The sequence below is a fragment of the Microbacterium sp. NPDC056044 genome (assembly GCF_042267145.1).
Lineage (GTDB): Bacteria > Actinomycetota > Actinomycetes > Actinomycetales > Microbacteriaceae > Microbacterium.
Map to the genome: position 1 here is coordinate 372,463 of NZ_JBHJWZ010000001.1, position 23,804 is coordinate 396,266.

The following is a 23,804-nucleotide window of genomic DNA, read 5'->3' on the forward strand; positions in this document are numbered from 1 at the left end:
TCAGGCTCCTGTCGGCAGGGGAGTGGGGGCCGCGGCGGGCGGGGCAGCGGCGGCGGAGACGCGGGGCGACACGTGGTGCCGGCCGCGGGGGAGGACGATGGGCGAGCCCGACACGGGATCGGGTACGACCAGAGCGTCGAGGTCGAAGACCTCGCGGATGAGTTCGCCGGTCATGACGTCGCGGGGTGCGCCGCTCGCGACGACGCGGCCTGCGCGCAGCGCGAAGAGGTGGTCGGCGTACCGGGCGGCGAGGTTCATGTCATGCAGGACCATCACGATCGTCGTGCCGCGGTCGCGGTTGAGGTCGGTGAGGAGGTCGAGCACCTCGACCTGGTGCGCGACGTCGAGGAAGGTGGTGGGCTCGTCGAGCAGCAGGATGTCGGTCTCCTGCGCGAGTGCCATCGCGATCCACGCGCGCTGGCGCTGTCCGCCCGACAGCTCGTCGACCGAGCGGTCGGCGAGCTCCTCGATGCCCGTGGCGGCGAGAGCCTGAGCGACGACCTCGTAGTCGTGCGAGCTCCAGCGTGCCAGCAGCTTCTGGTGCGGGTGCCGCCCGCGACCGACGAGGTCGGCGACGGCAATTCCCTCCGGGGCGATCGGGCTCTGGGGGAGGAGCCCCAGGGTGCGCGCGATCTCCTTCGTCGCGCGGCCGTGCAGGGCCTTGCCGTCCAGGATGACCTGGCCGTCACGCGGCGAGATGAGACGCGCGAGCGCGCGCAGGAGGGTCGACTTGCCGCACCCGTTCGCGCCCACGATCGCGGTGATGCGACCGGGCGGGATCACGAGATCGAGACCCTCGACGATCGTGCGGTCACCGTACGACAGCGTCAGGCGCTCCGCCGACAGGCTGTGGGATTCGGTCATAGTGAGCCTCCGGAGCGGTTCGTCCTGATGAGGAGGTAGATGAGGAAGGGGGCGCCGAGCACGCCGGTGACGACCCCGACCGGATAGCGGCTGTCGAATGCGAACTGTCCCAAGAGGTCCGACAGCTGCACCAGGAGCGCGCCGACGAGGGCGGACGGCAGCAGCAGCGAGCCGCCAGGGCCGACGATGCGCGCCGCGATGGGGCCGGCCATGAACGCGACGAACGCGATCGGGCCGGTGGCGGCTGTCGCGAACGCGAGCAGCGCGACCGCCGCGACGATCACCACCACCCGGGTGCCCTGAAGACGGATGCCGAGGCTCGCGGCCGCGTCGTCGCCGAGGCGCAGGACGTTCAGGTCACGACCCTTGGCCAGCAGCGCCGGCACGAGCACGACGCTCGCGATCGCGAGAGGGAGCACCGTGGACCAGGTCGCCCCGTTCAGGCTCCCGGTGAGCCAGCGCATCGCCGCCTGCAGGTCGTAGGCGGGCGCTTTCGAGAGCACGTATGTGACCGCCGCGTCGAGCATGGCGGCGACGCCGATGCCGATGAGGATCAGGCGCGTGCCGGCGAATCCGCCCTTGTTCGAGAGCAGGTAGATGGCGAGGGCGGTCGCGAGGCCGCCCACGACGGCGAGCACGGACACCGCGGTCTCGCTGAGCGACAGGATGACGATGCCGAACACCGCCGCCGCGCTCGCCCCGGCGGTGATGCCGATGATGTCGGGCGACGCGAGCGGGTTGCGCAGCATCGTCTGGAACGTCACGCCTGCGATGCCGAACGCGAATCCCGCGAGGATCGCGAGGACCGCGCGTGGCAGGCGCAGCTCGCCGACGGTGAACGAGGCGCCCGGCACGGTCTGACCGAGGATCACACGGCCGACCTCGTCGAGGCCGTAGAACGTCTGCCCGATCATGAGCGACGCGACGAAGACCAGCACGACGCCGATGGCGAGGGCCGCGGTCACGAGGACCCGCCGACGGCTGCGGCGCCGTCGTCCGGCGACGACCGCCTGCGCGGTGGGACGGAGCATGGTGTCGGTGCTCACAGCTCTCGCACCTTCTGCCTGCGGACGATCCAGATGAAGAACGGAGCGCCGATGAGCGCCGTGAGGATGCCGACCTCGATCTCGTCCGGGCGCGCGATGACACGCCCGACGATGTCCGCGGCGACGAGCAGCACCGCTCCGGCGACCGCCGAGAACGGGAGCAGCCAGCGATGGTCTGTGCCGACGAGCAGGCGGCAGAGGTGCGGGATGATCAGGCCCACGAAGGCGATCGGACCCGCGATCGCCACGGCCGCACCGCACAGGATGACGGCGCCCGCCGACGCGATGAGCCGGGTACGGAGGACGTGCTCGCCGAGGCCGGTCGCGACATCGTCGCCGAGCGCGAGCGAGTTCATGCCGCGTGCGCAGACGAGGGTGATCACCGCGCCGACCGCGAGGACCGGGAGGATCGTCGCGATGCGATCCCAGGTCGCGCCGCCGACCCCGCCGATCTGCCAGAACCGGAAGGTCTCGAGCAGATCGACGCGGGGGAGGAGCACCGCGCTCACGAGCGACATGAAGGCGGCCGAGGTCGCGGCACCCGCGAGGGCCAGCTTGAGCGGCGTCGCGCCGCCCCGGCCGAGGGAGCCGACCGTGTAGACGAACACGGCGGCGCCGCCAGCGCCGATGATCGAGGCCGCGATGAACGCATAGGGGTCCGACATGCCGAAGAACGCGATGCCGATGACGACCGCGAGCGCGGCGCCGCCCGAGATTCCGAGGATGCCGGGGTCTGCCAGCGGGTTGCGGGTCACCGCCTGCATGGCCGCGCCCGACATCGCCAGCGCGGCGCCGACGAGGATCGCGAGCACGGTGCGGGGAACCCGGGCCACCACGGCGGCCTGCGCGACCCCGCTGGTGTCGCCGCCGAGGCCGGCGAGGATGTCGCTCAGCGCGACGTCGCGGACGCCGAACGCCACGCTCGCGATGCAGAGCATCGCGAGCACCGCGAACGACACCGCGAGCCATGCGAGTCGCACCGCTGCCGGGCGCCGCAGGGTTGCGGCATCCGGCAGCGGTGTATGCGTCTCGGTGACAGTCACCCGGTCGAGCTCCTGGCCTCGGTCAGTCGGTCGTGAGGGCGTCGTTGAGCAGCGCGAAGTACTCGTCCACGCCCCAGCCGATGGACAGGGGCGACGGGTTGGCCGAGGCGGCGAGCGGGGTCGCCTCCTCGAGGATCGCGATGCGGCCCTCGGCGATCGCCGGGATCTGCGACAGGAGCGGGTCGGCCTGCAGCTGCGCGATGATCGAGCCGCTCGCGTCTCCGTAGGTGACGAACACGTCGACGTCGGCGAAGCGGTCGGCCTGCTCGGCGCTCACGGTGGTGTAGAACTGCTCGCCGTCCGACTCCTCCTCGACGACGGCCGGCACCGGGAAGCCGAGGCCCTCGAGGAAGCCGGGGCGCGTGTCGAGGCTGGTGTAGAAGCCGACCTGGCTGAAGTCCGACGGGTCGATGTAGGAGAAGAGCACGCGTGAGTCTGCGAGCTCGGGGTAGTTCGCGAGCGCCGCGTCGACCTCGCCGTGCAGCTCCTCGATGAGGGCGTCACCTTCCTCAGCGAGGCCGAGCGCCTGCGAGTTGAGACGGATCATGTCCTCGTACGACGTGCCCCACGCGACCTCGGGGTACGCCACCACGGGCGCGATCTTCGACAGGGTGTCGTACTCCTCCTGCGTGAGGCCGGAGTAGGCGGCGAGGATGACGTCGGGCTGCGTGTCGGCGACGGCCTCGAAGTCGATGCCGTCGGTCTCGTCGAAGAGGACCGGGGTCTCGGCGCCGAGCTCTTCGAGCTTGTCCTCGACCCAGGGCAGCACGCCGTCACCGTCGTCGTCGCCCCACGTGACCTCGGCCATGCCGACGGGCACGACGCCCAGCGCGATCGGCACCTCCTGGTTCGACCACGCGACGGTCGCGACGCGCTCGGGCTTGGACTCGATGACCGTCTCGCCGTACGCGTGCTCGATCGTGACCGGGAAGCCGGCACCCGAACCCGCGGCGGCGGTGTCGTCGGTGTTGTCGGCGGTCGCGCTCGCGCATCCGGCGAGGGCGATCGCGGCGACGGCGAGCATCGCGGTGGCGGCGGCGGGGCGGTTGAGGCGCACGGAATCCTCCGGAAAGTTGTTAGGTAAGGATGCCCTTAGCGAGGGCGGGGTAAGGCCCACCTTACCCAGCCGTTTCTCAGATTGCGAATCCGTTGCGTCACGACAGCGTGGACGCGGAAGCCCCCGGCCGTGCAGCCGGGGGCTTTCGCTGGACGGATGCCTCGGGCCGAGGCATCCATGTCAGTTCTTGGTCTGGTCCGCCTTGCGGACGAGCGCCCACGCACCGGGGATGATCGCGGCGGCCAGCGCCGCCTTGATGAGGCCGCCGACGATGAACGGCAGGAGGCCGACCCCGAGGATCTCACCGAACGAGAGGCCCAGACCCATCACGAAGTTGAGGATGAACGCCATGTACGGGATGCCGAACAGGAACGGCACGGCGCTGGCGGCGGCGAAGCCGAGGAACGCGAGTGCGGGACGGCGGTCCCAGGCGCGCTCGGCGAACCAGCCGGCGACGAACGCCGAGAAGATGAAGCCGATGACGAACCCGAAGCTGGGCTTGCCGATCGCGGCGACGGTGCCCGTGAAGCCGGCGAAGACGGGCAGGCCCGCGAGGCCGACGAGCATGTAGGTCGTGAGCGCCGCGGCACCGCGCCACGCGCCGAGTGCGGCGCCGACGACGATGACGCCCAGCGTCTGCCCCGTGATCGGCACGGGCCAGAGCGGGATCTCGACCTGGGCGAGGAGCGCGACGATCGTGGCGCCGGCGATGACGAGACCGGCGTCGAGGGCGAACGCGCGGGCGCGCGAGGACGGGCGGGCGATGACGTCGGCGAGCACGCGACGCGACGGTGCAGCGGCAATGGTTGACATGGCTCTCAGCCTAGGGCGGGGGATGTGCACCTTTCTGGACGCTATCCACCAATGATGGACGGATCCGCTGTCCGGCTTCTACGAGCCGGGGCGTGCGGGGCGCGCGCGAGCCGGAGCGCACCGGCGAGGAGCGCGACCGCCACCGCCGCGGTGAGGACGCTCGTGCCGGCGACCAGGAGCAGTGCGACGGCCGCGGTGCCGGCCGTCGTCGCGAGGGCGAGCCGCCCGGGGGAGCGCGTGCCCCGTGGCGACGGGATCGCCTCGATGCGGGCGAGCGGCCACGCGACGAACGCCGTCGCCGCGAGCGCGAGCGCCAGCCAGGCAGGACGCGAGAGCCACCACGCGGTGCCGTCGATCGCGGGGAGGGGCAGCGCGGTGACCAACGTTCCGGCCGCGGTCAGCCCGGCGAGGACGAGGAGCACCGGCATGTGCCACAGGTAGACGGTCATCGCGCGCGGCGTGACGGCGTCGATGAGCCGTGCGGGCACCGGGCGGGCGGCGAACCGCGCGAGCCGGCCGCGCAGGAGCGAGAACAGCACCGTGTGGGCGATGCCGACCAGCAGCAGCGCCGTCGTGGGCGGATTGATGTTCGCGACGAGGTCCGGCGAGTGGACGCCTGCGATGAACGAGGTCGCGAGTGCCGCGATCGCCGCGGCGGCGCCGAAGATGCGGGTGTGTTGTGAGAGCGCGTCGATCGTTCCGTCGGCCAGGAAGAAGCCCAGCTGCTGCAGCGTGAGCCACACGAACGCGAGGTTCAGGAAGCCGAGCGCGTCGATGCCGGTGCCGATCCGCATCGCGTCGACCGCGACCGCCGCCGCGGCGAGGGCCGCGATGGTGCGCGCGGGGGCGCGTTCGTGCAGCCGCAGGAGTGCCGGCAGCAGCGCCTGGCAGACGAGGAACACGCCGAGGAACCACAGCGGCTGCGCGAAGCGGAAGCCGGCGAGCGCGACGAGGTCCGGCGGGGTGCCCGCGGCGGCGAGCGCGGCGAGCAGCGCACCCACGGTGGCGATCGTCACCACGGCGGGCAGCAGCAGGCGATGGATCCTCCCGGCGACGAAGTCGATGCCGTCCTGGCCGCGCCGCCGCGCGCGGCGGAAGGCGGTCGCGCCCGAGAAGCCGCCGATCACGAAGAACAGCGGCATCACCTGCAGCAGCCAGCTGAGCGGCACGATCCACGCCGTGCCGTCGCTCGCGTTCACGAAAGACGGAGCGCCGTCGGTCACCGCGACGCCGACCATCATCGCGTGGAGGATGACCACGCCGGCGATGCAACAGGCGCGGACGAGGTCGATCGCGCGATCTCTGCCTGGCGTGGCGGTCGGGGACGGAGCCGTCGCGATGGTGCGGACGATGGTCATGAGGCCTCCTCGGGGTGCGTCCCCGGAAGGCTAAGAAGGCGGTGTGCGCGCCCGCATCGCTCCGCGGTGCCGTTGCGGCGTCACCCCGCAGAGGGATCAGGGAGCCGGTTCGACCAGCCCGGCGTCGTAGGCGAAGATGACGGCGTGCACGCGGTCGCGGGCGCCGAGCTTCGCCAGCACCTTGCCGACGTGTGTCTTCACCGTCTGCTCCGAGATGAACAGCTCTGCGGCGATCTCGGCGTTCGCGCGGCCTCGACCGATCAGCGTGAGCACCTCGCGCTCGCGCTCGGTGAGCTCGCCGAGCGACGCGGCGGCACGCCCGCTCCGGGGCCGGCGCGCGGCGAAGTGCTCGATCATGCGCCTGGTCACACTCGGGGCGAGGAGCGCGTCACCGGCGGCGACGACGCGCACGGCGTGGACGAGGTCCTCAGGAAGGGCGTCCTTCAGCAGGAACCCGCTGGCACCCGCCTCGAGCGCGTCGTACACGTAGTCGTCGATGTCGAACGTCGTGAGCATCAGGATCCGCGGCACGTGGGCGGCCGGGTAGTCCGGACCGAGGATGCGCCGCGCCGCGGCGATGCCGTCCAGCTCCGGCATGCGCACGTCCATCAGCACCACGTCGGGGTCGAGGCGCGCCGACAGCGTCACCGCCTCTTTCCCGTCCGCGGCCTGGCCGACGACGCGCACGTCGTCCTGCGCATCGAGGAGGGCGGCGAAGCCCGCCCGCACCATCGCCTGGTCGTCCGCGATGAGAACACTGATGGTCACGGGGCGCCTCCGGGCATCGGGTCGGGTGGGAGCGGGGCGAGGGGCAGCGCCGCGCGCACGGTCCATCCTCCGTCGGGATCGGGCCCCGCGCTGACGCGGCCGCCGACGAGCGCAGCGCGCTCGCGCATGCCGAGCAGACCGTGCCCGTGCGGGGTGGAAGAGCCGGGGTCGGCGGCGTCGCCCGTCGCGGCGTTGTGCACGACGAGGCGCAGGGTCGCAGCATCCGTCTCGGTCGAGAGCTCGATCCGCGCGTGCGGGGCGTGCCGCACCGCGTTGCTCAGCGCCTCCTGCGTGATGCGGAAGGCCGCGATGTCGACCGCGGTCGGCACCGTCTCCGGCACCGGGGCGAGCGCGGCGTCGATCGTGGCGCCGGCGCGCCGCAGCGCCTCGACGAGATCCGGGATGTCGCCGAGGCCCTGCTGCGGGGCGAGGGCGGCCTGCTGGTCGTCGGTGCGGAGCACTCCGAGCAGTCGTCGCATCTCGGTGAGGCCCTCGCGTGCCGTCTGCGCGATCTCGTCGAACTCGCGCACAGCTTCGTCCGAGAGCCCGGCTACGCGGTACCGCGCGGTCGACGCCTGCACCTGGATGAGCGACATGCCGTGCGCGACGACGTCGTGCAGCTCGCGCGCGATGCGCGTGCGCTCCTCGACGAGGACGCGCCGCGATTGCTCGAGGGCACTGAGCTCGCGCTCGCGGGTGAGCTCTGCCCCCACCCGCAGCCGGCTGGCCACGAGCACCGCGACGAGCAGAGCCGCCCCCGACACCGAGGTGACGATGACGAGATTCACGATCCCCGCGACGACGGGCACGGCGGCGGCCAGCGCGAGGACGACGGCGAGCGTCCCGCCGATGCCGAGCAGCCAGGCCGCCAGGGCGAACCGCCAGCCGTGCATGATCGCGAGCACGCCGATGAAGAGGATGAAGGCGAGCATCGCCGGCACTGACCACGGCCACGGCCAGAGGGCAGCGGGCTGGCCGCCGGGCAGCGGCAACGCGACGGCCGCCACGGTGGCAAGGACGATCGACCAGCGGGGGAAGCGCACGGCCAGGACCGGGGAGGCGCACAGCATCGCACCGAACAGGAACGCGAACGGCGCCGGCTGGTGGTAGAGCGTGATGTGCAGGGGCACCAGGACGGAGAAGAGCACCACGGCCGCGAGCGCCAGCGCACCGAACATGATCGTCGCCGCAGTCGGCCGGCGACGGGACCGCGATGCGGTCGCCAGGGGCGAGGAGGTGTCGCTCACGATGTCATCCTGTCAGTCGTCATGGTTCAGACGGAGGCGGCGACCCGGCGGGCGCGCGCGGTGACGAGCCTGTCGACCAGCAGCCCGAGACCCACCGCGAACACGATGCCGATGCCGGCGCTGAGCAGTGGCTGGTCCTTCAGCCAGGCGCCCGCGAGCAGTCCGATCGCGATGCTGTAGGCCGCCCAGCACAGCCCGGCGGCGACGCTGAGCAGCGCGAACCGCCGCCACGGGTAGGCGAGCGCGCCGGCCGAGAGGTTGACCGCGACCCGGCCCACCGGGATGAACCGCGCGCCGAGGATGAGTCCGGCGCCCCGCCGGTCGAGAGCCGCTCCGGCCCACGCGAACGATCCTGCGACGCGCGGCCGCCGCATCCACGCGAACCGGGTGGTCCCCGTTCGCCTGCCGATGGCGAACGCGATGTTGTCGCCGACCGCGGCGCCCGCGGCGGCGACGAGGCCCAGCGCGACCAGATCGGGACGGCCGGTGGATGCTGCCACCGCCGCCGCGGCGACGAGCACGCTCTCGCTCGGCACCGGCGGGAAGAACCCGTCGATGAGCGCCACGGCGAACATCGCGAGGTACAGCCACGGCGACGAGACAACCTGCAGGACGAGGTCGGAGAGAAGATCCACCCCGGAACGGTATGCACCCGGTACGGGTCGCAGCATCCCTCTGCGGTATCGATCCGGCTCCCTCTGCGGAGGTATTCGGTCGAAGCCGGTCCAGGGGTGCCCCGTATACTGGGAGGCTGGCCGTTCGGCCACCTCCCCATCTCCATCGACGGATCGGACTTCCGCTGTGCTCGCCGTGCACGACCTCGAGATCCGCGTGGGCGCCCGCGTGCTCATGTCGGACGTCTCCTTCCGCGTGTCGGACGGCGACAAGATCGGCCTCGTCGGCCGCAACGGCGCCGGAAAGACGACGCTGACCAAAGTGCTCGCCGGCGACCTCATCCCCGCCGACGGCAAGGTCGAGCGCTCCGGCGAGCTCGGGTATCTGCCGCAGGACCCGCGCTCCGGCGACCCCGAGATGCTGGCACGCACGCGCATCCTCGACGCCCGCGGGCTGGGCACGCTCGCGATCGGCATGCACGAGGCCTCCCTCGCGATGGCCGACGGCGACGAGGCCGTCGCCGCGAAGGCGATGCGCAAGTACGCCAACCTGACGGAGCGCTTCGAGGCGCTCGGCGGCTACGCGGCCGAGGCCGAGGCGGCGTCGATCGCGCACAACCTGTCGCTGCCGGACCGCATCCTCGACCAGCCGCTCAAGACGCTGTCGGGCGGTCAGCGCCGCCGCATCGAGCTCGCGCGCATCCTGTTCTCGGACGCGCAGACGATGATCCTCGACGAGCCCACCAACCACCTCGACGCCGACAGCGTCGTGTGGCTGCGCGAGTTCCTCAAGGGCTACAAGGGCGGGCTGATCGTGATCTCGCACGACGTCGAGCTCGTCGGCGAGACCGTGAACCGCGTGTTCTACCTCGACGCGAACCGCCAGGTCATCGACGTCTACAACATGAACTGGAAGAACTACCTGCGCCAGCGGGTGGCCGACGAGGAGCGCCGCAAGAAGGAGCGCGCCAACGTCGAGAAGAAGGCGACCGTGCTGCAGCAGCAGGCCGCCCGGTTCGGGGCGAAGGCGTCGAAGGCCGCGGCCGCGCACCAGATGGTGGCGCGCGCCGAGAAGATGCTGGCCGGCCTCGACGAGGTGCGCCAGGAGGAGCGCGTCGCGAAGCTGCGCTTCCCGAAGCCCGCCCCCTGCGGCAAGACGCCGCTCATGGCGTCCGGGCTGTCGAAGTCGTACGGCTCGCTCGAGATCTTCACCGACGTCGACCTCGCGATCGACCGCGGCTCGAAGGTCGTCATCCTCGGCCTCAACGGTGCCGGCAAGACGACGCTGCTGCGTATCCTCGCGGGCGTCGACCAGCCTGACACCGGGCAGCTCGAGCCCGGGCACGGCCTCAAGATCGGCTACTACGCCCAGGAGCACGAGAACCTCGACGTCTCGCGCTCGGTGCTCGAGAACATGATGTCGGCGGCGCCCGACATCACGGCGACCGAGGCGCGCAAGGTGCTCGGGTCGTTCCTGTTCACGGGCGACGACGTGCTCAAGCCGGCCGGCGTGCTCTCGGGCGGCGAGAAGACGCGCCTGTCGCTTGCGACCCTGGTGGTGTCGTCGGCGAACATGCTGCTGCTCGACGAGCCCACGAACAACCTCGACCCCGCCTCGCGCGAAGAGATCCTCGGCGCGCTCGCGCACTACGAGGGCGCCGTGGTGCTGGTCTCGCACGACGAGGGCGCCGTGCACGCGCTCAACCCCGAGCGCGTGCTCATCCTCCCCGACGGCGTCGAAGACATCTGGGGTCGCGACTACGCGGACCTCGTCGCGCTCGCGTAAGCAGACGTCGGCTCCGGGACAGCGCCCGGACGAGTCCGCGTCAGCGCCCGGCGGCGTCGAGCAGCGCGTCTTCGTCTTCGGCGTCGCGGTCGCGTCGGCGGCGCGGCGCCGACGGTGCGGGGGCCGCAGCATCCGTTCCGCCGTCCTCCGCCCGCGCGTCCTCGGCGTCCTCGCGGCGATGACGGCGCTCGGTGCGGATGACGTAGCCGATGAAGACGAAGCCCATCACGGCGAACAGGATCCACTGGATGGCGTACGAGAGGTGGGGACCGGGGTCGTCCGACGGCGGCTCGAGCCCGGCCGGCGCCGCCTCGGGCGCCGGGTCCTCCGACATCATGACGCCGTAGGCGCTCTGCTCGAGCGCGTCGCCCGTGGCGGCCGGCACCGAGTCGGCGACGAGACCGAGGTTGATCGTGGGCACCTGGCCCTCGGGAGCCGAGCGGCCCGACGACGGCAGCGGCTCGCCGGGGCGCAGGCGCACGATCACGGTCGCCTCGCCGGACGGGGGAGCGGGGATCGCGTCGGGGTCGGGCTGGTCCCTGCCCGGAGCGACCCAGCCGCGGTCGACCAGCAACACGCGGCCGTCGTCGAGGCGGAAGGGGACCAGCACCTCGAACGCGGACGTCCCGCCGTGCGGCCGATTGCGCACCAGGAGTTGCTCGTCCGCCAGATAGGTGCCCGTGAGGACCACCGGGTGCCATTCGTCCTCGGGTGAGAACGTGCCGTCGGCGGGGATGAGGTCGGCGAGCGGCACCGGCGTCGCGTCGTAGTTCGCGTCGACGAGCGCGAGCTGCCCCGATCGCTCCTGATTGCGGGTGAACTGCCAGTTCGACAGGAACGCGCACGCGATGGCGAAGACCACCGCGAGGGCGACGTAGATCGCCCATCTGCCCGCGCGGGGCAGGTTCTGCATGCTGACGGCGCGGGGGCTCATCGGGCGGCCTCCGTGGGGGCGAGGGGAGCGACCGACACCGGGAAGTCCCGGGCGGCGAGGAATTCGCGGAGATAGCCGACGTGCTCGTCGCACGCGACCCAGGTCTTGCGGCGATCCTCCGCGTGGATGCGGGGATTGCGCCAGTCGATGCGCCACTGCGCCGCGGCGCGGCATCCTGCGCGCGAGCAGACCGCGTCGGCGACCTGCGCGGGTCGGGCGTCGCTCATGCGGTGGGGTCCGCCTCGTCGTCGGTGCGCGGCAGTTCGTCGCCGGGCCGCGCCTCACCGGGCTGCGCCTCGTCGCTCCGCGCCTCTTCGCCGGCGAGTGCCCGCGTCTCTTCGATGCGGATCACCTGCGTGTCGCTCGCGGCCGCGGTCGACGGCGTGGCCGGAAGAGCGGGCTCCGGGTCTTCGCGGCGGTTGCGTCGCGCCTCCTGCCCGACGTTCGCCGAGACGACGGCGATGTACGGCAGGAAGATCGCCGCGGCGCCGAAGAGCCACGTGTACCAGCCGTACGGAGTGATGACCACCATGAGGATGAAGCACGCGACGCGGATGCCCATCGTGATCAGATACCGCGTCGAGCGCGCGTCGACATCGTCGCGCGGGGAACGCGGCAGGGATGTCGCCGACGGGGCGTGGCTCGAACTCTTCACGGTACTTCCAGGGTACGCCGGTTGCACCGCGCGATCGGCCCCGGGAACGGGTCCCGGGGCGACGCGATTCAGGAGTACGAGCCGTACGACTGGTAGGCCGCCACGAACAGCGAGAAGAACAGGATCGCCGCGATGATGCCGAGGATCGACAGGCCCAGGCCGACCCACCCGACGATGGTGCCCGCGAGCGCCATGCCGCGTCCCTGCTCGCCGCTCGTCTTGAGCTGGTTGAGCGACATGTGGCCGGTGATCACGCCCACGACCGAGCCGATGAACGGGAGGATCACGAAGCTCGAGATCGACGCGATGAGCGACACGATCGCGAGGGTGTTGGTCTTCGCGGGTGCGCCGTAGCCGTAGCCGGGAGCCGCACCGTACGCCGGGGCGGCGCCGTAGGCGGGCGGCGCGCCGTACGCGGGAGCGTTGTCGTACGCGGGCGGGGCGGCGGGTGCGCCGTAAGCCGGCGGGGGATACGCGCCCTGGGCGGGCGGCGGGTACGCGCCCGGCTCCGGTGCGGGGTTCTGCGGGGTGTTGTCGCTCACGGGCGGCCTTTCTTCGATGTCTGGGACCAGGCTCCCAGCGGCGCAGGGGGGTGTCAAACAGACGAGCCGATCGTGGCCGCGCCGGTAGGCTGGTGCGGATCCGCCACAACCCCGGGAGTGCCACCATGTCCACCGATCGCGTCGTCCTCGTCACCGGCGGAAACCGCGGCATCGGCCGCGCCATCGCGGAGCGCTTCGTCGCCGAGGGCTACAAGGTCGCCGTCACCGCACGCTCCGGCGAGGGTCCCGAAGGCACGCTCACGGTGCGTGCGGATGTGACGGATGCTGCGGCCGTCGACGCGGCGTTCACCGAGGTCGAGAACACCCTTGGCCCGGTCGAGATCGTCGTCGCCAACGCCGGCATCACCAAGGACACCCTGCTGCTGCGCATGACCGAAGACGACTTCGACAGCGTCGTCTCCACCAACCTCGGCGGCGCGTTCCGCGTCGTCAAGCGCGCCTCCAAGGGCATGCTGCGCGCGCGCTGGGGTCGCGTCGTGCTGATCTCGAGCGTGGTGGGGCTCTACGGCTCCGCCGGGCAGATCAACTACGCCGCCTCGAAGAGCGCGCTCGTCGGCTTCGCCCGTTCGCTCACGCGCGAGCTCGGCGCCCGCGGCATCACGGCGAACGTCGTGGCGCCCGGCTTCATCGAGACCGACATGACGGCCGAACTCTCTGACGACACGCAGGCCGAGTACAAGAAGAACATCCCCGCCGGGCGCTTCGCCTCGCCCGACGAGGTGGCGGGCGTCGTCACCTGGATCTCGTCGGACGACGCCGCCTACATCTCGGGCGCCGTGATCCCCGTCGACGGCGGCCTCGGCATGGGGCACTGACCCGCAGGCGTCACCTCGGCGGGTCAGCCGATCGCCCGCAGGATCGCCTCGGCGACGGCGCCCGGCTGCGAGAACTGGGGCCAGTGGCCCGTGGGCTCACCCTCGCTGTTGAGCTGGATGATCCGGAGGTCCTCGACGGCCACGAGTTCGGCAGCCCAGTCCGGTGCGGCAGCGATGATCTGACGGATCTGCGCCTCGGGCATGGTGCCGGTGATCATGGTCATGGGAACCGAGCGCCGTCTGTCGTCGGCGAGCCGCAGCGGATCGGTGGGGATGCGCTCGGGCACCGAGGCGGTGCGCGCCGCGGCGTCGGCCCGCGTCTGCGGATCGAGATCGCCGACCTCTTCGTCGTCGAAGAACTCCCACCCGGGGAAGGGCACCACCCCGTCGACGACCGGGAGCTCGGAGATCGAGCCGCCGTCCCCCTGCGGGAAGGTGTCGAGGAAGACGATGTGCGCGATGCGATCAGGGCGTGCGTCGAGGGCACCGTAGACGACGTTGCCACCACCGGAGTGACCGACCAGCGCGATCTCGCCGTCCAGCCGGTCGATCACCGCCACTGTCGCGTCTACCCACTCGGCCATGCCGATGTCGCGGCTCTCGGTGGCCGGTGCACCGACCCCCGGCATCGTCAGCGGGTGGGTACGGTGCCCGGCCGCTTCGAGCGCCGGAGTCACCTCGCCCCAGGAGGACGCGTCGAGCCACAGGCCGGGAACGAGAACGATGTGCATAGGTCCGACGCTAGCCAGGGCGTCGGACATCCGGAAGTCACGGCAGCAGCGCGATGACCTCGGCGAGATCGACGGGGCCGACGACGACGTCGGCGCGCTCGCGCACGGCGGGCTTCGCGTTGAAGGCGACGCCGAGTCCCGCCACCGCCATCATCTCGAGGTCGTTCGCACCGTCGCCGATGGCGAGAGTGCGGGTGAGGGGAACGCCTCGCTCGTCGGCCCATTCGCGGAGGGCGGACGCCTTGCCCGCGGCATCCACGATCCCGCCGTCGACCGTGCCGCTCAGCACGCCGTCGGCCGTCGCGAGCCGGTTGGCGCGCCAGACGTCGACGCCGAGGTCGGGAGCCACCGTGTCGAGGATCTCGTGGAACCCGCCCGACACGACCCCCACCGCGCCGCCGCGCTCGTGCACGGCGGAGATGAGCTCGCGTACGCCCTGCGTCGGCTCGATGCGCGCGAGCACGCGCGCGAACGCGGCCACCGGCACGCCCTCGAGGGCCTCGACGCGCGAACGAAGGCTCGTCGCGAAGTCGACCTCGCCCCGCATCGCGGCCTCCGTCGCCGCGGCGACCTCGGCGCCGCGCCCCGCCTCATCGGCGATGAGCTCGATGACCTCGTTGCGGATGAGCGTGGAGTCGGCGTCGAGCACGACGAGGAAGCGGGCGGGAGCTGCGGGCATGCTCCCACGCTAGCCGCACCCGGAGACCGCCCCCGGCCGTGTGTCAGCGCTCGACGCGGAAGCCCTTGCCGACGACGGTGATGCCGCTGTCGGTGATCGTGAAGCCGCGCGCGAGGTCCTTGTCGCGGTCGACGCCCACGGTCGCGCCGTCCTCGAGGACGACGTTCTTGTCGAGGATCGCCCGGTGGACCCGCGCGCCCGCGCCGACGTGCACGTGGTCGAAGAGCACCGAGTCGGTGATCGTCGAGCCGCCCCCGGCGAGCGTCCACGGCCCGACGACGCTGCGCTCGAGGTGCGTACCCGAGAGGACCGACCCGAGCGAGACGATCGAGTCGATCGCGTTGCCGATGCGGCCGACCGAGTCGCGCACGAACTTCGCGGGCGGGGAGTTGACCGCCTGCGAGTGGATCGGCCAGTCCATGTTGTACAGGTTGAACACCGGCAGCGTCGAGATGAGGTCGCGGTGCGCGTCGAAGAACGAGTCGATGGTTCCGACGTCGCGCCAGTAGTAGCGGTCGCGGTCGGTCGACCCCGGCACGTCGTTGCGGTTCATGTCGTAGACGCCGGCCTCGCCGCGGTCCACGAAGTAGGGGATGATGTCGCCGCCCATGTCGTGGTTCGACGTCGGCAGCTCGCCGTCGGACTCGACGGCCTCGATGAGCGCGTCGGTGTCGAAGATGTAGTTGCCCATCGAGGCGAGCACCTGGTTCGGCGCGTCGGCGAGGCCGACCGCGTTCTGCGGCTTCTCGAGGAACTCGCGGATGCGCACCGGATCCTCGGGGTCGACGTCGATGACGCCGAACTGGTTCGCCAGCGAGATCGGCTGACGGATGCCGGCGACCGTGGCCCGCGCACCGGATTCGATGTGGGCGGCGAGCATCTGCCGGAAGTCCATGCGGTAGACGTGATCGGCGCCGATCACGACGACGATGTCGGGCTGCTCGTCGTTGATGAGGTTGAGGCTCTGCAGGATCGCGTCGGCCGAGCCCGAGAACCACCGCTTGCCGAGGCGCTGCTGCGCGGGGACGGACGTCACGTAGGAGTCGAGGAGCGCCGACATCCGCCACGTCTGCGAGATGTGACGGTCGAGACTGTGGGACTTGTACTGCGTCAGCACCACGACCTGTCTCAGACCCGAGTTGATCAGGTTCGAGATCGCGAAGTCGATGAGCCGGTACTGGCCTCCGAACGGGACGGCGGGCTTGGCGCGATCCGCGGTCAACGGCATCAGCCGCTTCCCTTCGCCGCCGGCGAGGATGATTCCGAAGACCTTGGGTGCAGCTGGCATGCGACCCACACTATGACGCGTTCCGGCCCGTGTACTAGCGTTCGACACATGCGAGTCGACATCGTCACCAAGGAGTACCCGCCGGAGATCTACGGCGGTGCCGGTGTGCACGTGACGGAGCTCGTCAAGGCGCTCCGCGCGAGCATCGACGTCCGGGTGCGCGCCTTCGGCGCGGCGCGCGACGAGGAGGGCACGACGTCGTACTCGGTGCCGGGGGAGCTCGCCGGCGCCAACGCCGCGGTGCAGACGCTCGGCACGGATCTCGAGATCGTGACGGACGTCGCCGGCGCCGACGTCGTGCACAGCCACACCTGGTACGCGAACTTCGCCGGGCACCTCGCGGCGCTCCTTCACGGGATCCCGCACATCGTCACCGCCCACAGCCTCGAGCCCCTGCGTCCCTGGAAGGCTGAGCAGCTCGGCGGCGGCTACGCCGTGTCGAGCTGGATCGAGAAGTCGGCGTACGAGGGCGCCGCGGCCATCGTCGCGGTGAGCAACGGCATGCGGGAAGACATCCTGCGCAGCTACCCGTCGCTGGACCCCGAGCGCGTGCGCGTCATCTACAACGGCATCGACGTCGAGGCGTGGCATCCCGTCGAGGACCCGGCCCTCCTGGCGGAGCTCGGGATCGACCCGGCGAAGCCGTCGGTGGTCTTCGTCGGCCGCATCACCCGGCAGAAGGGCCTGCCGTACTTCCTCCGCGCCGCCGAGCGCCTCCCCGCCGACGTGCAGGTGATCCTCGCCGCCGGCGCGCCCGACACCCCGCAGATCATGGCCGAGGTCGAAGGGCTCGTGCGCGGGCTGCAGGAGACGCGCGAGGGGGTGGTGTGGCTGGATCGGATGCTGTCACGCCACGAGCTGTGCACGATCCTGAGTGCGGCGACGACCTTCGTCTGTCCGTCGGTCTACGAGCCGCTCGGCATCGTGAACCTCGAAGCCATGGCGTGCGGCGCCGCCGTCGTCGGCACCGCGACAGGCGGCATCCCCGAGGTCGTCCTCGACGGCGTCACCGGCCGCCTGGTGCCGATCGAGCAGGTCCAGGACGGCACGGGCACCCCGACAGACCCCGAGCAGTACGTGTCGGATCTCGCCCGCGTGCTCACCGAGGTGGTGAGCGATCCGGAGCGTGCGCGCGCCTACGGCGCGGCCGGCAGGAAGCGGGCGACCGAGGACTTCAGCTGGCAGCGCATCGCCGATCAGACGGCGGCCCTGTACGCGGAGGTGGCCGCCGGCGGCCGATAGGCTGTCAGCATGCCCCAGGTGCTCGAGTTCTCCGACGTCGTCGTCCGCCGAAACGCCCGGAACATCGTCGACCACCTCAACTGGACGATCAACGACGACGAGCGCTGGGTGGTCCTCGGACCCAACGGCGCCGGCAAGACGACCGTGCTCCAGATGGCCGACACGCTGCTGCACCCGACGTCGGGCGTCGTGACCATCCTCGGTGAGCGCCTCGGCCGCACCGACGTCTTCGAGCTGCGGCCCCGGATCGGGTTCGCCTCCTCGGCGATGGCGCGCCGCGTGCCGCCGGAGGAGACGGTGCTCAACGTCGTGCTGACGGCGGCGTACTCGGTGCTCGGCCGCTGGCGCGAGGACTACGAAGACATCGACGAGCGCCGCGCGCTGCGCGTGCTCGCCGAGTGGAAGCTCGACCACCTCGCCGACCGCACGTTCGGCACCCTCAGCGACGGCGAGCAGAAGCGCGTGCAGATCGCGCGCGCCGTCATGACCGACCCCGAGCTGCTGCTCCTCGACGAGCCGACCGCGAGCCTCGACCTCGGCGCCCGTGAAGAGCTCCTGATCCTCCTGAGCGGCTACGCGCAGGCGCCGACGACGCCCGCGATGATCATGGTCACGCACCACGTCGAAGAGATCCCCATCGGGTTCACGCACGTGCTGCTGCTGCGCGACGGCCAGGCCGTGGCATCCGGGCCCATCCGCGAGACCCTCACCGCCGAGGCGCTGACCGACACGTTCGGCGTGCCGATCCGCCTCAGCGAGGAGGGCGGCCGCTACGCGGCCCGCGCCGCGCACTAGGCCCCGGACCGGCCGGTTCGGTGTCCGCGCCGGAGGCTGGTAGAATCTCTCTTTGGTGCATTCGCACCCAGACTTTGACGCCCTGGCAAAATCCAGGGCACCATCCTCAAAGGACCATCATGAAGACTGACCTCCACCCGGACTACCAGGCCGTCGTGTTCCGTGACCTCGGCTCGGGCGAGACGTTCCTCACCCGCTCGACGGTGACCAGCGACAAGACGATCGAGCTCGACGGCGTCGAGTACCCCGTCATCGACGTCGAGATCTCGTCGGCCTCGCACCCGTTCTACACGGGCAAGCAGCGCATCATGGACTCGGCCGGTCGTGTCGAGAAGTTCAACCAGCGCTTCAAGAACTTCGGCGGCTCCAAGTAAGCAGCCACCCCGGAAGGCCCCGCTTCGGCGGGGCTTTCTGCGTTTCCGGGACGCCGCGCCGAACGGCGAGGCTCAGCGGATCGGCCAGCGGCCGTCGAGCCGGTCGTCGGGGTCGATCCGCCCGATGCGGACGAAGTACTCGGTGAGGCTCTCGGCCTGGGCGCGCGCCCAGCCGATCTGTCGGGTGTGCAGCTCGTGCACGGTCTCGGGCAGCCACGGCGCGAAGCGCTCGGCGAGGGCCTGGGCGACGCGGCCGGCCGCGACGGCGTCGGCCGACGCCTCGTGCGCCGCGTCCAGCCGCACGGCGTAGTGGGCCGCGACGACCTCGAGGGTGCGCTTGCCCTTGCGCCAGCGGTCGTACGCCTTGTCGACCACCAGGGGGTCGATGACCGGCGACGGGCTCTCGATCGGCGCGATCCCGTGCCGCAGCGACTCGTACTTCAGCAGTGAGAAGTCGAACGGCGCGTTGTAGGCGACGACGGGGATGCCGGCGTCGAGGAGCGCGCTCACCGCGACGACCACCTCGGCGACGACCTCCGCTGCCGGCCGGCCGTTGTCGCGCGCGTGTGCGGTCGAGATGCCGTGGATCGCACTCGCGCCCTCGGGGATCTCGACGCCCGGGTCGGCGAGCCAGTCGCGTGCGCGGATCACGTGCCCCGAGGCATCCAGCAATCCGACGTGGGCTGTCACGATGCGGTCCGCGGTGACGTCGATGCCGGTGGTCTCGAGGTCGAAGACGCCGACCATGCGCACCCAGTCCGGCATATCCCACAGCGGCAGCTGTTCGGGATGCGGGCGGCTCATGCCGTTCACGGTATGCGCCGCCTCCGACATCCGGCCGGAGGCGCTCCGCGCGCAGCCGCTGCCGGGGGAGTCCTCGTAGACTCGACGGGTGACAGCGCCCAACCCGTACGCCCCGCTCCTCGACGAGATCCCGGTCGAGCGACGCGAGGTCGCCGTCCTCGGCGGCACGACGGCCTACTGGGCGTACGGGCCTGCCGACGCGCAGGCGACGATCGTCGCCGTGCACGGCTTCCGTGGGGAGCACCATGGGCTGGAGCCTGTCGTCGCGCACCTGCCGGGCGTGCGGGTGATCTCGCCCGACCTGCCCGGCTTCGGCGAGACGGCGCCCATCCCCAAGCGCACGCACGACCTCGACCTGTATGCCGAATGGCTCCGCGCGTTCGCTGCGGCCGTCGCCCCGGGCGCCGTGATCCTCGGCCACTCGTTCGGCTCGATCGTCGTCGCGTCGGCCGTCGCCGGCGGCCTCGAGACCCCGCGCGTGATCCTGGTGAACCCGATCGGGGCTCCCGCGCTCGAGGGCCCCCGCGGCATCCTCACGCGGCTCGCGGTGTTCTACTACTGGGCGGGCGCGAAGCTGCCGAAGCCGCTCGGGGAGGCGCTGCTGCGCAACGGCCTCATCGTGCGGGTCATGAGCGTGTCGATGGCGAAGACCAAGGACAGCAGCATCCGTCGCTTCGTGCACGATCAGCACGACACGTACTTCTCGCGCTTCGCCGACCGCGATGTGCTGCACGACGCCTTCGTCGCGTCGGTGTCGAACGACGTGCGCGCCTTCGCGCCGAACATCGCGCAGCCGACGCTGCTGGTCGCCGCGGTCAGGGACGACATCACGCCGATCGAGGCGGAGCGCACGCTCGCGACGCTGTTCCCGCGCGCGGAGCTGGTCGAGATCCCCGACGTCGGCCACCTGATCCACTACGAGACGCCGGCGGCCGCCGCCGACGCGATCACGCGGTTTCTCGCGCCTTCCGACGCCGGTACGCGTTGACGTTCATGCGGTTGCCGCAGTTGCCGGTGTCGCAGTAGCGCTTCGAGCCGTTCTTCGAGAAGTCGACGTACACGCCGTCGCAGTCGTCGGCGGCGCAGATGCGCACGCGGTCGTACTCGCCGGCGCGGATCACGTCGACGAAGGCGAGGGCGGCCTCGACGAGCACGCGCGTGGCGAGCGGGGCGTCGTCGCTGGTGGCGTGGATGTGCCAGTCGAAGCCGTCGTGGCTCACGAGGCGGGGGAGCGCCTCGCCGTCGCGCAGCATCTCGTTGACGAGCGGCACCGCGCCGTCGCGGTCGACCTCCCACAGCTGGTGCAGCCGCGGACGCACGGCGCGGAGGGCGGCGAGCTCCGCGTCGTCGCGGCGGATGGTGCCCGTGTAGGGGTTGATCCGCAGGTAGTCGTCGAAGTCCTCGAGCGTGATCAGGGTGTCTTCGTCGTCGTAGCCGGGCAGCGTGTTGACGAGGTACGACGCGGCCCGCAGATTCTGCTCCGTGTCATGAATGAAAATCACGTTGACTCCTGACATCCCGCTCGGCTGCTGTCACCAGTGTAAGCAGTCTTCACCCCTGACAGCCGGATGCCGCCCATGACCGCCTCGACCGCGTCCCTTCCCGTCATCGCCCCGAGCGCGTCGTTCGCCTCGAGTACGCGGATGCGCACCACCGGACTCGTGATGGGTGTCGCCTCGGCCCTCGCGTTCTCGTCGAGCGGACCCTTCGTGAAGCCGCTCCTCGAGGCCGGCTGGTCGCTGGGTGCCGCCCTGCTCGTGCGGATGGCGGTGGCGGGCCTGGTGCTCTCGCCCGCGCTGTTCCTGGCGATCAAGAGGCAGCGCGGCTTCCTCAGGCGGCACTGGCGGCTGATCGTCGGCTTCGGCCTGATGCCGGTTCTCGGCTGCCAGCTCTTCTTCTTCTCGGCGATGCAGCGGATGCCGGTGGCCGTGGCCCTGCTGATCCAGTACCTCGCCCCGGTCATGCTCGTGGCGGCGGTCTGGGTGCGCACGCGCAAGGCGCCGTCCGCACTCGTGCTGTGGGGGTCCGCCGTCGCGATGGTGGGACTGGTGCTGGTCATCGACATCTCGGGCGCGTCGTTCGACCTGATCGGAACACTCCTGGCGCTGGGCGCGGCCGTGTGCGTGTGCGCCTACTTCGTGATCTCGGAGCGTGCCGGCGACGACCTGCCGCCGCTGGCTCTCGCGGCGAGCGGTCTGCTGACGGGTGCGGTCGTCATGGGGGTGCTGTGCCTCACCGGGATCCTGCCCTTCCAGGCGCCGGCGGTCGACGTGGTGCTCGCGGGCGTGGAAGTGCCGTGGTGGATGCCGCTTCTCTGGGTCGCCGCGATCGCGACGACGCTGGGCTATGCGCTGGGCGTGATGGCGGTCCCGCGCATCGGCTCGCGTGTGGCGTCGTTCGTCGGTTTGTCGGAGGTGCTGTTCGCCCTCATGTTCGCGTGGATCTTCCTCGCCGAGGTGCCGGCTCCCATCCAGTTCGCGGGCGGGGCGCTGATCCTCGTCGGCGTGGTGCTCGTGCGCGCCGACGCGTCGTCGACGGCCGACCCGAACGGCGTGGCCGAGATCACTCCCGTCGTGCCAGCTCCATAAGGGGAGTCACCCGGTGGGCGATGACCTCGCCCATGACGAGCGACGTCTCGGTGCGCTCGACGCCCTCGATCGCGAGGATGCGGGCGTCGGTGTCGAAGAGGTGCTGCGTGTCGCGGCACGCGACCCGCACCAGCAGATCCACCTGTCCCGACAGCCCGTGCGCCTGCACGACCTCGGGCACGCGGGCGAGCTCGACGGCGATGCGGGGGAGGTCCGCCTGCCTGACGATGACGCTGATGAAGGCCTCGATCGGGAACCCGAGGGAGGCTGACGAGATGGCTCGCTCGTACGACAGGAAGACCCCCGCCTTCTCCAGTCGCGACATGCGCGCCTGGACGGTGTTGCGCGAGAGGCCGAGTCGTTCGGCGAGTGCGACGACGGTCGCGCGCGGGTCGGCGGAGAGCGCTGCGAGCAGCTCCAGGTCGACGTGATCGAGGGCACTCATAGTGCGAAACGTTAGCACGCCTTCGAGCGGTATCAGTTGTCAACATGCTCAAGAAGTCCGTGAATGCTTGAGCGAGGTGCGATGCGGACGTACCGTTGAAGCAGCCGGCGAAGAGGCCGGCGCACGCCAAGCGGTCCCTCACGAGGGGACCGGCAAGAGGAGTGATGACGATGACGCACACCCTGACACCCACAGCGGATCTCGCCACCGACATCGAGGATGTCGCGCGGCTGCTGACCCCCGACGGCGAGCGCATCGCCGACCCCGAGCTCGATCGCTGGGTGGCCGACGTCGACACCGCCACACTGCGCGGCCTGTACCGCGACATGGTGCTGCTGCGACGCATCGACACCGAGGGCGTCGCCCTGCAGCGGCAGGGCCAGCTCGGCCTCTGGCCGCCGTGCCAGGGCCAGGAGGCGACCCAGATCGGCACCGCCCGTGCCCTCCGCGCCGACGACTTCGCATTTCCGAGCTACCGAGAGACCGGCGTCGTGTACGCCCGCGGCGGCAAGCCCGCGGACTTCGTGCTGGCGTGGCGCGGCGAGGAGCACTCGACCTACAACCCCTACGACATCAACACCGCCACGCAGCAGATCATCATCGGCGCGCAGGCGCTGCACGCGGTCGGCTACGCGATGGGCGTGCAGCGCGACGGCACCGACCAGGTGTCGGTCGCGTACTTCGGCGACGGCGCGTCCAGCCAGGGCGACGTCAACGAGGCCATGGTGTTCGCCTCCTCCTTCCGCGCGCCCGTGGTGTTCGTGTGCACCAACAACCAGTGGGCGATCTCGGAGCCCGTCACCGTGCAGGCGAAGTTCCCGATCGCCGGGCGGGCCCCGGGCTTCGGCATCCCGAGCATGCGGGTCGACGGCAACGACGTGCTGGCGTGTCTCGCGGCGATGCGGTGGGCGCTCGACAACGCGCGGCGGGGCAACGGTCCCGCGTTCATCGAGGCGGTCACCTACCGCATGGGCCCGCACACCACCTCCGACGACCCGACACGCTACCGCGACAAGGAAGAGGTCGAGAAGTGGCGCCGCCGCGACCCGATCACCCGCGTCGAGGCGCTGCTGCGCTCGCGCGGCGAGTTCGACGAGGCCTTCGTGGCGAGCGTCGAGGCCGACGCCGACGCTCTCGCGGCTGCCGTGCGCGCAGCGGCGATGACGGCGAAGACCCGCGACCCGCTCACCGTGCTCGACAACGTCTACGCCGAGCCCCACGCGGGCCTCGCCGAACAGCGCGAGTGGTTCGGCGCCTACCTCGACGGGTTCGCCCCGGCGGCCGAGGGGGCGTGA

At 71.2% G+C, this 23,804-nt stretch carries 27 protein-coding genes; 8 read left to right on the forward strand and 19 right to left on the reverse strand.

What is annotated here, in order from left to right; translation table 11 throughout:
* The 9 genes from ACFC1I_RS01715 to ACFC1I_RS01755 all read right to left on the reverse strand — a co-directional run bounded on the left by ACFC1I_RS01715 (nucleotide 1) and on the right by ACFC1I_RS01755 (nucleotide 8,831).
* Entirely contained in the window at nucleotides 1-864 is an 864-nt protein-coding gene (locus tag ACFC1I_RS01715) for an ABC transporter ATP-binding protein (RefSeq protein WP_376006151.1), read from the reverse strand.
* On the reverse strand, nucleotides 861-1,895 hold the full coding sequence (locus ACFC1I_RS01720) for a FecCD family ABC transporter permease (protein WP_376006756.1): 1,035 nt from the start codon (nucleotides 1,893-1,895) through the stop codon (nucleotides 861-863). Before ACFC1I_RS01720 ends, ACFC1I_RS01715 begins: the two co-directional genes overlap by 4 nt.
* Before the next feature lie 11 nt (nucleotides 1,896-1,906).
* On the reverse strand, nucleotides 1,907-2,953 hold the full coding sequence (locus ACFC1I_RS01725; RefSeq protein WP_376006152.1) for a FecCD family ABC transporter permease: 1,047 nt from the start codon (nucleotides 2,951-2,953) through the stop codon (nucleotides 1,907-1,909).
* Nucleotides 2,954-2,975: 22 nt separating this feature from the next.
* Entirely contained in the window at nucleotides 2,976-4,010 is a 1,035-nt protein-coding gene (locus ACFC1I_RS01730) for an iron-siderophore ABC transporter substrate-binding protein (protein ID WP_376006153.1), read from the reverse strand.
* A gap of 180 nt (nucleotides 4,011-4,190) precedes the next feature.
* Nucleotides 4,191-4,823, reverse strand: coding sequence for a biotin transporter BioY (locus ACFC1I_RS01735; protein WP_376006154.1), 633 nt, complete (start codon nucleotides 4,821-4,823; stop codon nucleotides 4,191-4,193).
* A gap of 41 nt (nucleotides 4,824-4,864) precedes the next feature.
* Nucleotides 4,865-6,181 carry an acyltransferase gene (locus ACFC1I_RS01740; RefSeq protein WP_376006155.1) on the reverse strand — a complete coding sequence of 439 codons (1,317 nt, stop codon included), beginning with the start codon at nucleotides 6,179-6,181 and terminating at the stop codon, nucleotides 4,865-4,867.
* Nucleotides 6,182-6,277: 96 nt separating this feature from the next.
* Nucleotides 6,278-6,949, reverse strand: coding sequence for a response regulator (locus tag ACFC1I_RS01745; protein ID WP_376006156.1), 672 nt, complete (start codon nucleotides 6,947-6,949; stop codon nucleotides 6,278-6,280).
* The gene (locus ACFC1I_RS01750) at nucleotides 6,946-8,196 is read right to left on the reverse strand and encodes a histidine kinase (RefSeq protein ID WP_376006157.1); all 1,251 of its coding nucleotides are present in this window, start codon (nucleotides 8,194-8,196) and stop codon (nucleotides 6,946-6,948) included. The genes ACFC1I_RS01745 and ACFC1I_RS01750 overlap by 4 nt, the downstream gene beginning before the upstream one ends.
* 26 nt (nucleotides 8,197-8,222) lie before the next feature.
* Entirely contained in the window at nucleotides 8,223-8,831 is a 609-nt protein-coding gene (locus tag ACFC1I_RS01755; RefSeq protein WP_376006158.1) for a DedA family protein, read from the reverse strand.
* Between the two features lie 166 nt (nucleotides 8,832-8,997).
* Between ACFC1I_RS01755 and abc-f the strand changes: the two genes are divergently transcribed.
* Entirely contained in the window at nucleotides 8,998-10,596 is a 1,599-nt protein-coding gene (gene abc-f / locus ACFC1I_RS01760; RefSeq protein WP_376006159.1) for a ribosomal protection-like ABC-F family protein, read from the forward strand.
* Nucleotides 10,597-10,636: 40 nt separating this feature from the next.
* On the opposite strand, the gene ACFC1I_RS01765 is transcribed toward abc-f, so the two are convergent.
* The 4 genes from ACFC1I_RS01765 to ACFC1I_RS01780 all read right to left on the reverse strand — a co-directional run bounded on the left by ACFC1I_RS01765 (nucleotide 10,637) and on the right by ACFC1I_RS01780 (nucleotide 12,727).
* Complete coding sequence (locus tag ACFC1I_RS01765; RefSeq protein WP_376006160.1) at nucleotides 10,637-11,530, reverse strand: SURF1 family protein; 894 nt, start codon at nucleotides 11,528-11,530, stop codon at nucleotides 10,637-10,639.
* Complete coding sequence (locus ACFC1I_RS01770) at nucleotides 11,527-11,757, reverse strand: hypothetical protein (protein ID WP_376006161.1); 231 nt, start codon at nucleotides 11,755-11,757, stop codon at nucleotides 11,527-11,529. The genes ACFC1I_RS01765 and ACFC1I_RS01770 overlap by 4 nt, the downstream gene beginning before the upstream one ends.
* Complete coding sequence (locus ACFC1I_RS01775; protein WP_376006162.1) at nucleotides 11,754-12,185, reverse strand: DUF3099 domain-containing protein; 432 nt, start codon at nucleotides 12,183-12,185, stop codon at nucleotides 11,754-11,756. Before ACFC1I_RS01775 ends, ACFC1I_RS01770 begins: the two co-directional genes overlap by 4 nt.
* 68 nt (nucleotides 12,186-12,253) lie before the next feature.
* On the reverse strand, nucleotides 12,254-12,727 hold the full coding sequence (locus tag ACFC1I_RS01780; protein ID WP_376006163.1) for a DUF4190 domain-containing protein: 474 nt from the start codon (nucleotides 12,725-12,727) through the stop codon (nucleotides 12,254-12,256).
* A 125-nt stretch (nucleotides 12,728-12,852) separates the two neighbouring features.
* Here ACFC1I_RS01780 and fabG point away from each other — a divergent pair, with 125 nt between their 5' ends.
* Complete coding sequence (fabG, locus tag ACFC1I_RS01785) at nucleotides 12,853-13,563, forward strand: 3-oxoacyl-ACP reductase FabG (RefSeq protein ID WP_376006164.1); 711 nt, start codon at nucleotides 12,853-12,855, stop codon at nucleotides 13,561-13,563.
* 23 nt (nucleotides 13,564-13,586) lie between these two features.
* Here the strand turns inward: fabG and ACFC1I_RS01790 are convergent, their stop codons facing one another.
* From ACFC1I_RS01790 to ACFC1I_RS01800, 3 genes are read right to left on the reverse strand one after another with little or no spacing between them, the layout of a single operon-like run.
* The gene (locus ACFC1I_RS01790) at nucleotides 13,587-14,294 is read right to left on the reverse strand and encodes an alpha/beta fold hydrolase (protein WP_376006165.1); all 708 of its coding nucleotides are present in this window, start codon (nucleotides 14,292-14,294) and stop codon (nucleotides 13,587-13,589) included.
* Nucleotides 14,295-14,331: 37 nt separating this feature from the next.
* Nucleotides 14,332-14,973, reverse strand: coding sequence for a phosphoserine phosphatase SerB (gene serB / locus ACFC1I_RS01795; protein WP_376006166.1), 642 nt, complete (start codon nucleotides 14,971-14,973; stop codon nucleotides 14,332-14,334).
* Nucleotides 14,974-15,016: 43 nt separating this feature from the next.
* The gene (locus tag ACFC1I_RS01800) at nucleotides 15,017-16,261 is read right to left on the reverse strand and encodes a glucose-1-phosphate adenylyltransferase (protein WP_376006167.1); all 1,245 of its coding nucleotides are present in this window, start codon (nucleotides 16,259-16,261) and stop codon (nucleotides 15,017-15,019) included.
* Nucleotides 16,262-16,309: 48 nt separating this feature from the next.
* Here ACFC1I_RS01800 and glgA point away from each other — a divergent pair, with 48 nt between their 5' ends.
* The 3 genes from glgA to ACFC1I_RS01815 all read left to right on the forward strand — a co-directional run bounded on the left by glgA (nucleotide 16,310) and on the right by ACFC1I_RS01815 (nucleotide 18,672).
* Nucleotides 16,310-17,503: a glycogen synthase gene (glgA, locus tag ACFC1I_RS01805; protein ID WP_376006168.1), complete on the forward strand. Its 1,194-nt coding sequence runs from the start codon at nucleotides 16,310-16,312 to the stop codon at nucleotides 17,501-17,503.
* Nucleotides 17,504-17,512: 9 nt separating this feature from the next.
* On the forward strand, nucleotides 17,513-18,298 hold the full coding sequence (locus ACFC1I_RS01810; protein ID WP_376006169.1) for an ABC transporter ATP-binding protein: 786 nt from the start codon (nucleotides 17,513-17,515) through the stop codon (nucleotides 18,296-18,298).
* A 119-nt stretch (nucleotides 18,299-18,417) separates the two neighbouring features.
* Nucleotides 18,418-18,672, forward strand: a complete 255-nt coding sequence (locus ACFC1I_RS01815; protein WP_045302322.1) for a type B 50S ribosomal protein L31 — start codon at nucleotides 18,418-18,420, stop codon at nucleotides 18,670-18,672.
* 72 nt (nucleotides 18,673-18,744) lie between these two features.
* On the opposite strand, the gene ACFC1I_RS01820 is transcribed toward ACFC1I_RS01815, so the two are convergent.
* Nucleotides 18,745-19,476 (reverse strand): exonuclease domain-containing protein, encoded by a 732-nt coding sequence (locus ACFC1I_RS01820; protein ID WP_376006170.1) that lies wholly within the window; start codon nucleotides 19,474-19,476, stop codon nucleotides 18,745-18,747.
* Between the two features lie 88 nt (nucleotides 19,477-19,564).
* Here ACFC1I_RS01820 and ACFC1I_RS01825 point away from each other — a divergent pair, with 88 nt between their 5' ends.
* Nucleotides 19,565-20,464 (forward strand): alpha/beta fold hydrolase, encoded by a 900-nt coding sequence (locus tag ACFC1I_RS01825; RefSeq protein ID WP_376006171.1) that lies wholly within the window; start codon nucleotides 19,565-19,567, stop codon nucleotides 20,462-20,464.
* Here ACFC1I_RS01825 and ACFC1I_RS01830 read toward each other — a convergent pair.
* Nucleotides 20,424-20,978: a CGNR zinc finger domain-containing protein gene (locus ACFC1I_RS01830; protein ID WP_376006172.1), complete on the reverse strand. Its 555-nt coding sequence runs from the start codon at nucleotides 20,976-20,978 to the stop codon at nucleotides 20,424-20,426. The two genes, ACFC1I_RS01825 and ACFC1I_RS01830, sit on opposite strands and share 41 nt — an antisense overlap.
* A 75-nt stretch (nucleotides 20,979-21,053) precedes the next feature.
* Between ACFC1I_RS01830 and ACFC1I_RS01835 the strand changes: the two genes are divergently transcribed.
* A complete protein-coding gene (locus tag ACFC1I_RS01835) occupies nucleotides 21,054-22,064 on the forward strand; it encodes a DMT family transporter (RefSeq protein ID WP_376006173.1) in 1,011 nt (336 codons plus the stop codon).
* On the opposite strand, the gene ACFC1I_RS01840 is transcribed toward ACFC1I_RS01835, so the two are convergent.
* Nucleotides 22,039-22,509 (reverse strand): Lrp/AsnC family transcriptional regulator, encoded by a 471-nt coding sequence (locus tag ACFC1I_RS01840; RefSeq protein ID WP_376006174.1) that lies wholly within the window; start codon nucleotides 22,507-22,509, stop codon nucleotides 22,039-22,041. The genes ACFC1I_RS01835 and ACFC1I_RS01840 overlap by 26 nt on opposite strands.
* Before the next feature lie 164 nt (nucleotides 22,510-22,673).
* Between ACFC1I_RS01840 and pdhA the strand changes: the two genes are divergently transcribed.
* Nucleotides 22,674-23,804: a pyruvate dehydrogenase (acetyl-transferring) E1 component subunit alpha gene (gene pdhA, locus ACFC1I_RS01845; protein ID WP_376006175.1), complete on the forward strand. Its 1,131-nt coding sequence runs from the start codon at nucleotides 22,674-22,676 to the stop codon at nucleotides 23,802-23,804.

Excerpts from the sequence above, each read along its gene's own strand:
- ACFC1I_RS01715 (WP_376006151.1), bottom strand. The coding sequence starts at position 864 with ATGACCGAATCCCACAGCCTGTCGGCGGAGCGCCTGACGCTGTCGTAC.
- ACFC1I_RS01720 (WP_376006756.1), bottom strand. The coding sequence starts at position 1,895 with ATGCTCCGTCCCACCGCGCAGGCGGTCGTCGCCGGACGACGGCGCCGC.
- ACFC1I_RS01735 (WP_376006154.1), bottom strand. The coding sequence starts at position 4,823 with ATGTCAACCATTGCCGCTGCACCGTCGCGTCGCGTGCTCGCCGACGTC.
- ACFC1I_RS01740 (WP_376006155.1), bottom strand. The coding sequence starts at position 6,181 with ATGACCATCGTCCGCACCATCGCGACGGCTCCGTCCCCGACCGCCACG.
- ACFC1I_RS01765 (WP_376006160.1), bottom strand. The coding sequence starts at position 11,530 with ATGAGCCCCCGCGCCGTCAGCATGCAGAACCTGCCCCGCGCGGGCAGA.
- ACFC1I_RS01770 (WP_376006161.1), bottom strand. The coding sequence starts at position 11,757 with ATGAGCGACGCCCGACCCGCGCAGGTCGCCGACGCGGTCTGCTCGCGC.
- fabG (WP_376006164.1), top strand. The coding sequence starts at position 12,853 with ATGTCCACCGATCGCGTCGTCCTCGTCACCGGCGGAAACCGCGGCATC.
- ACFC1I_RS01790 (WP_376006165.1), bottom strand. The coding sequence starts at position 14,294 with ATGCACATCGTTCTCGTTCCCGGCCTGTGGCTCGACGCGTCCTCCTGG.
- serB (WP_376006166.1), bottom strand. The coding sequence starts at position 14,973 with ATGCCCGCAGCTCCCGCCCGCTTCCTCGTCGTGCTCGACGCCGACTCC.
- ACFC1I_RS01800 (WP_376006167.1), bottom strand. The coding sequence starts at position 16,261 with ATGCCAGCTGCACCCAAGGTCTTCGGAATCATCCTCGCCGGCGGCGAA.
- glgA (WP_376006168.1), top strand. The coding sequence starts at position 16,310 with ATGCGAGTCGACATCGTCACCAAGGAGTACCCGCCGGAGATCTACGGC.
- ACFC1I_RS01810 (WP_376006169.1), top strand. The coding sequence starts at position 17,513 with ATGCCCCAGGTGCTCGAGTTCTCCGACGTCGTCGTCCGCCGAAACGCC.
- ACFC1I_RS01815 (WP_045302322.1), top strand. The coding sequence starts at position 18,418 with ATGAAGACTGACCTCCACCCGGACTACCAGGCCGTCGTGTTCCGTGAC.
- ACFC1I_RS01820 (WP_376006170.1), bottom strand. The coding sequence starts at position 19,476 with ATGAGCCGCCCGCATCCCGAACAGCTGCCGCTGTGGGATATGCCGGAC.
- ACFC1I_RS01835 (WP_376006173.1), top strand. The coding sequence starts at position 21,054 with ATGACCGCCTCGACCGCGTCCCTTCCCGTCATCGCCCCGAGCGCGTCG.
- ACFC1I_RS01840 (WP_376006174.1), bottom strand. The coding sequence starts at position 22,509 with ATGAGTGCCCTCGATCACGTCGACCTGGAGCTGCTCGCAGCGCTCTCC.
- pdhA (WP_376006175.1), top strand. The coding sequence starts at position 22,674 with ATGACGATGACGCACACCCTGACACCCACAGCGGATCTCGCCACCGAC.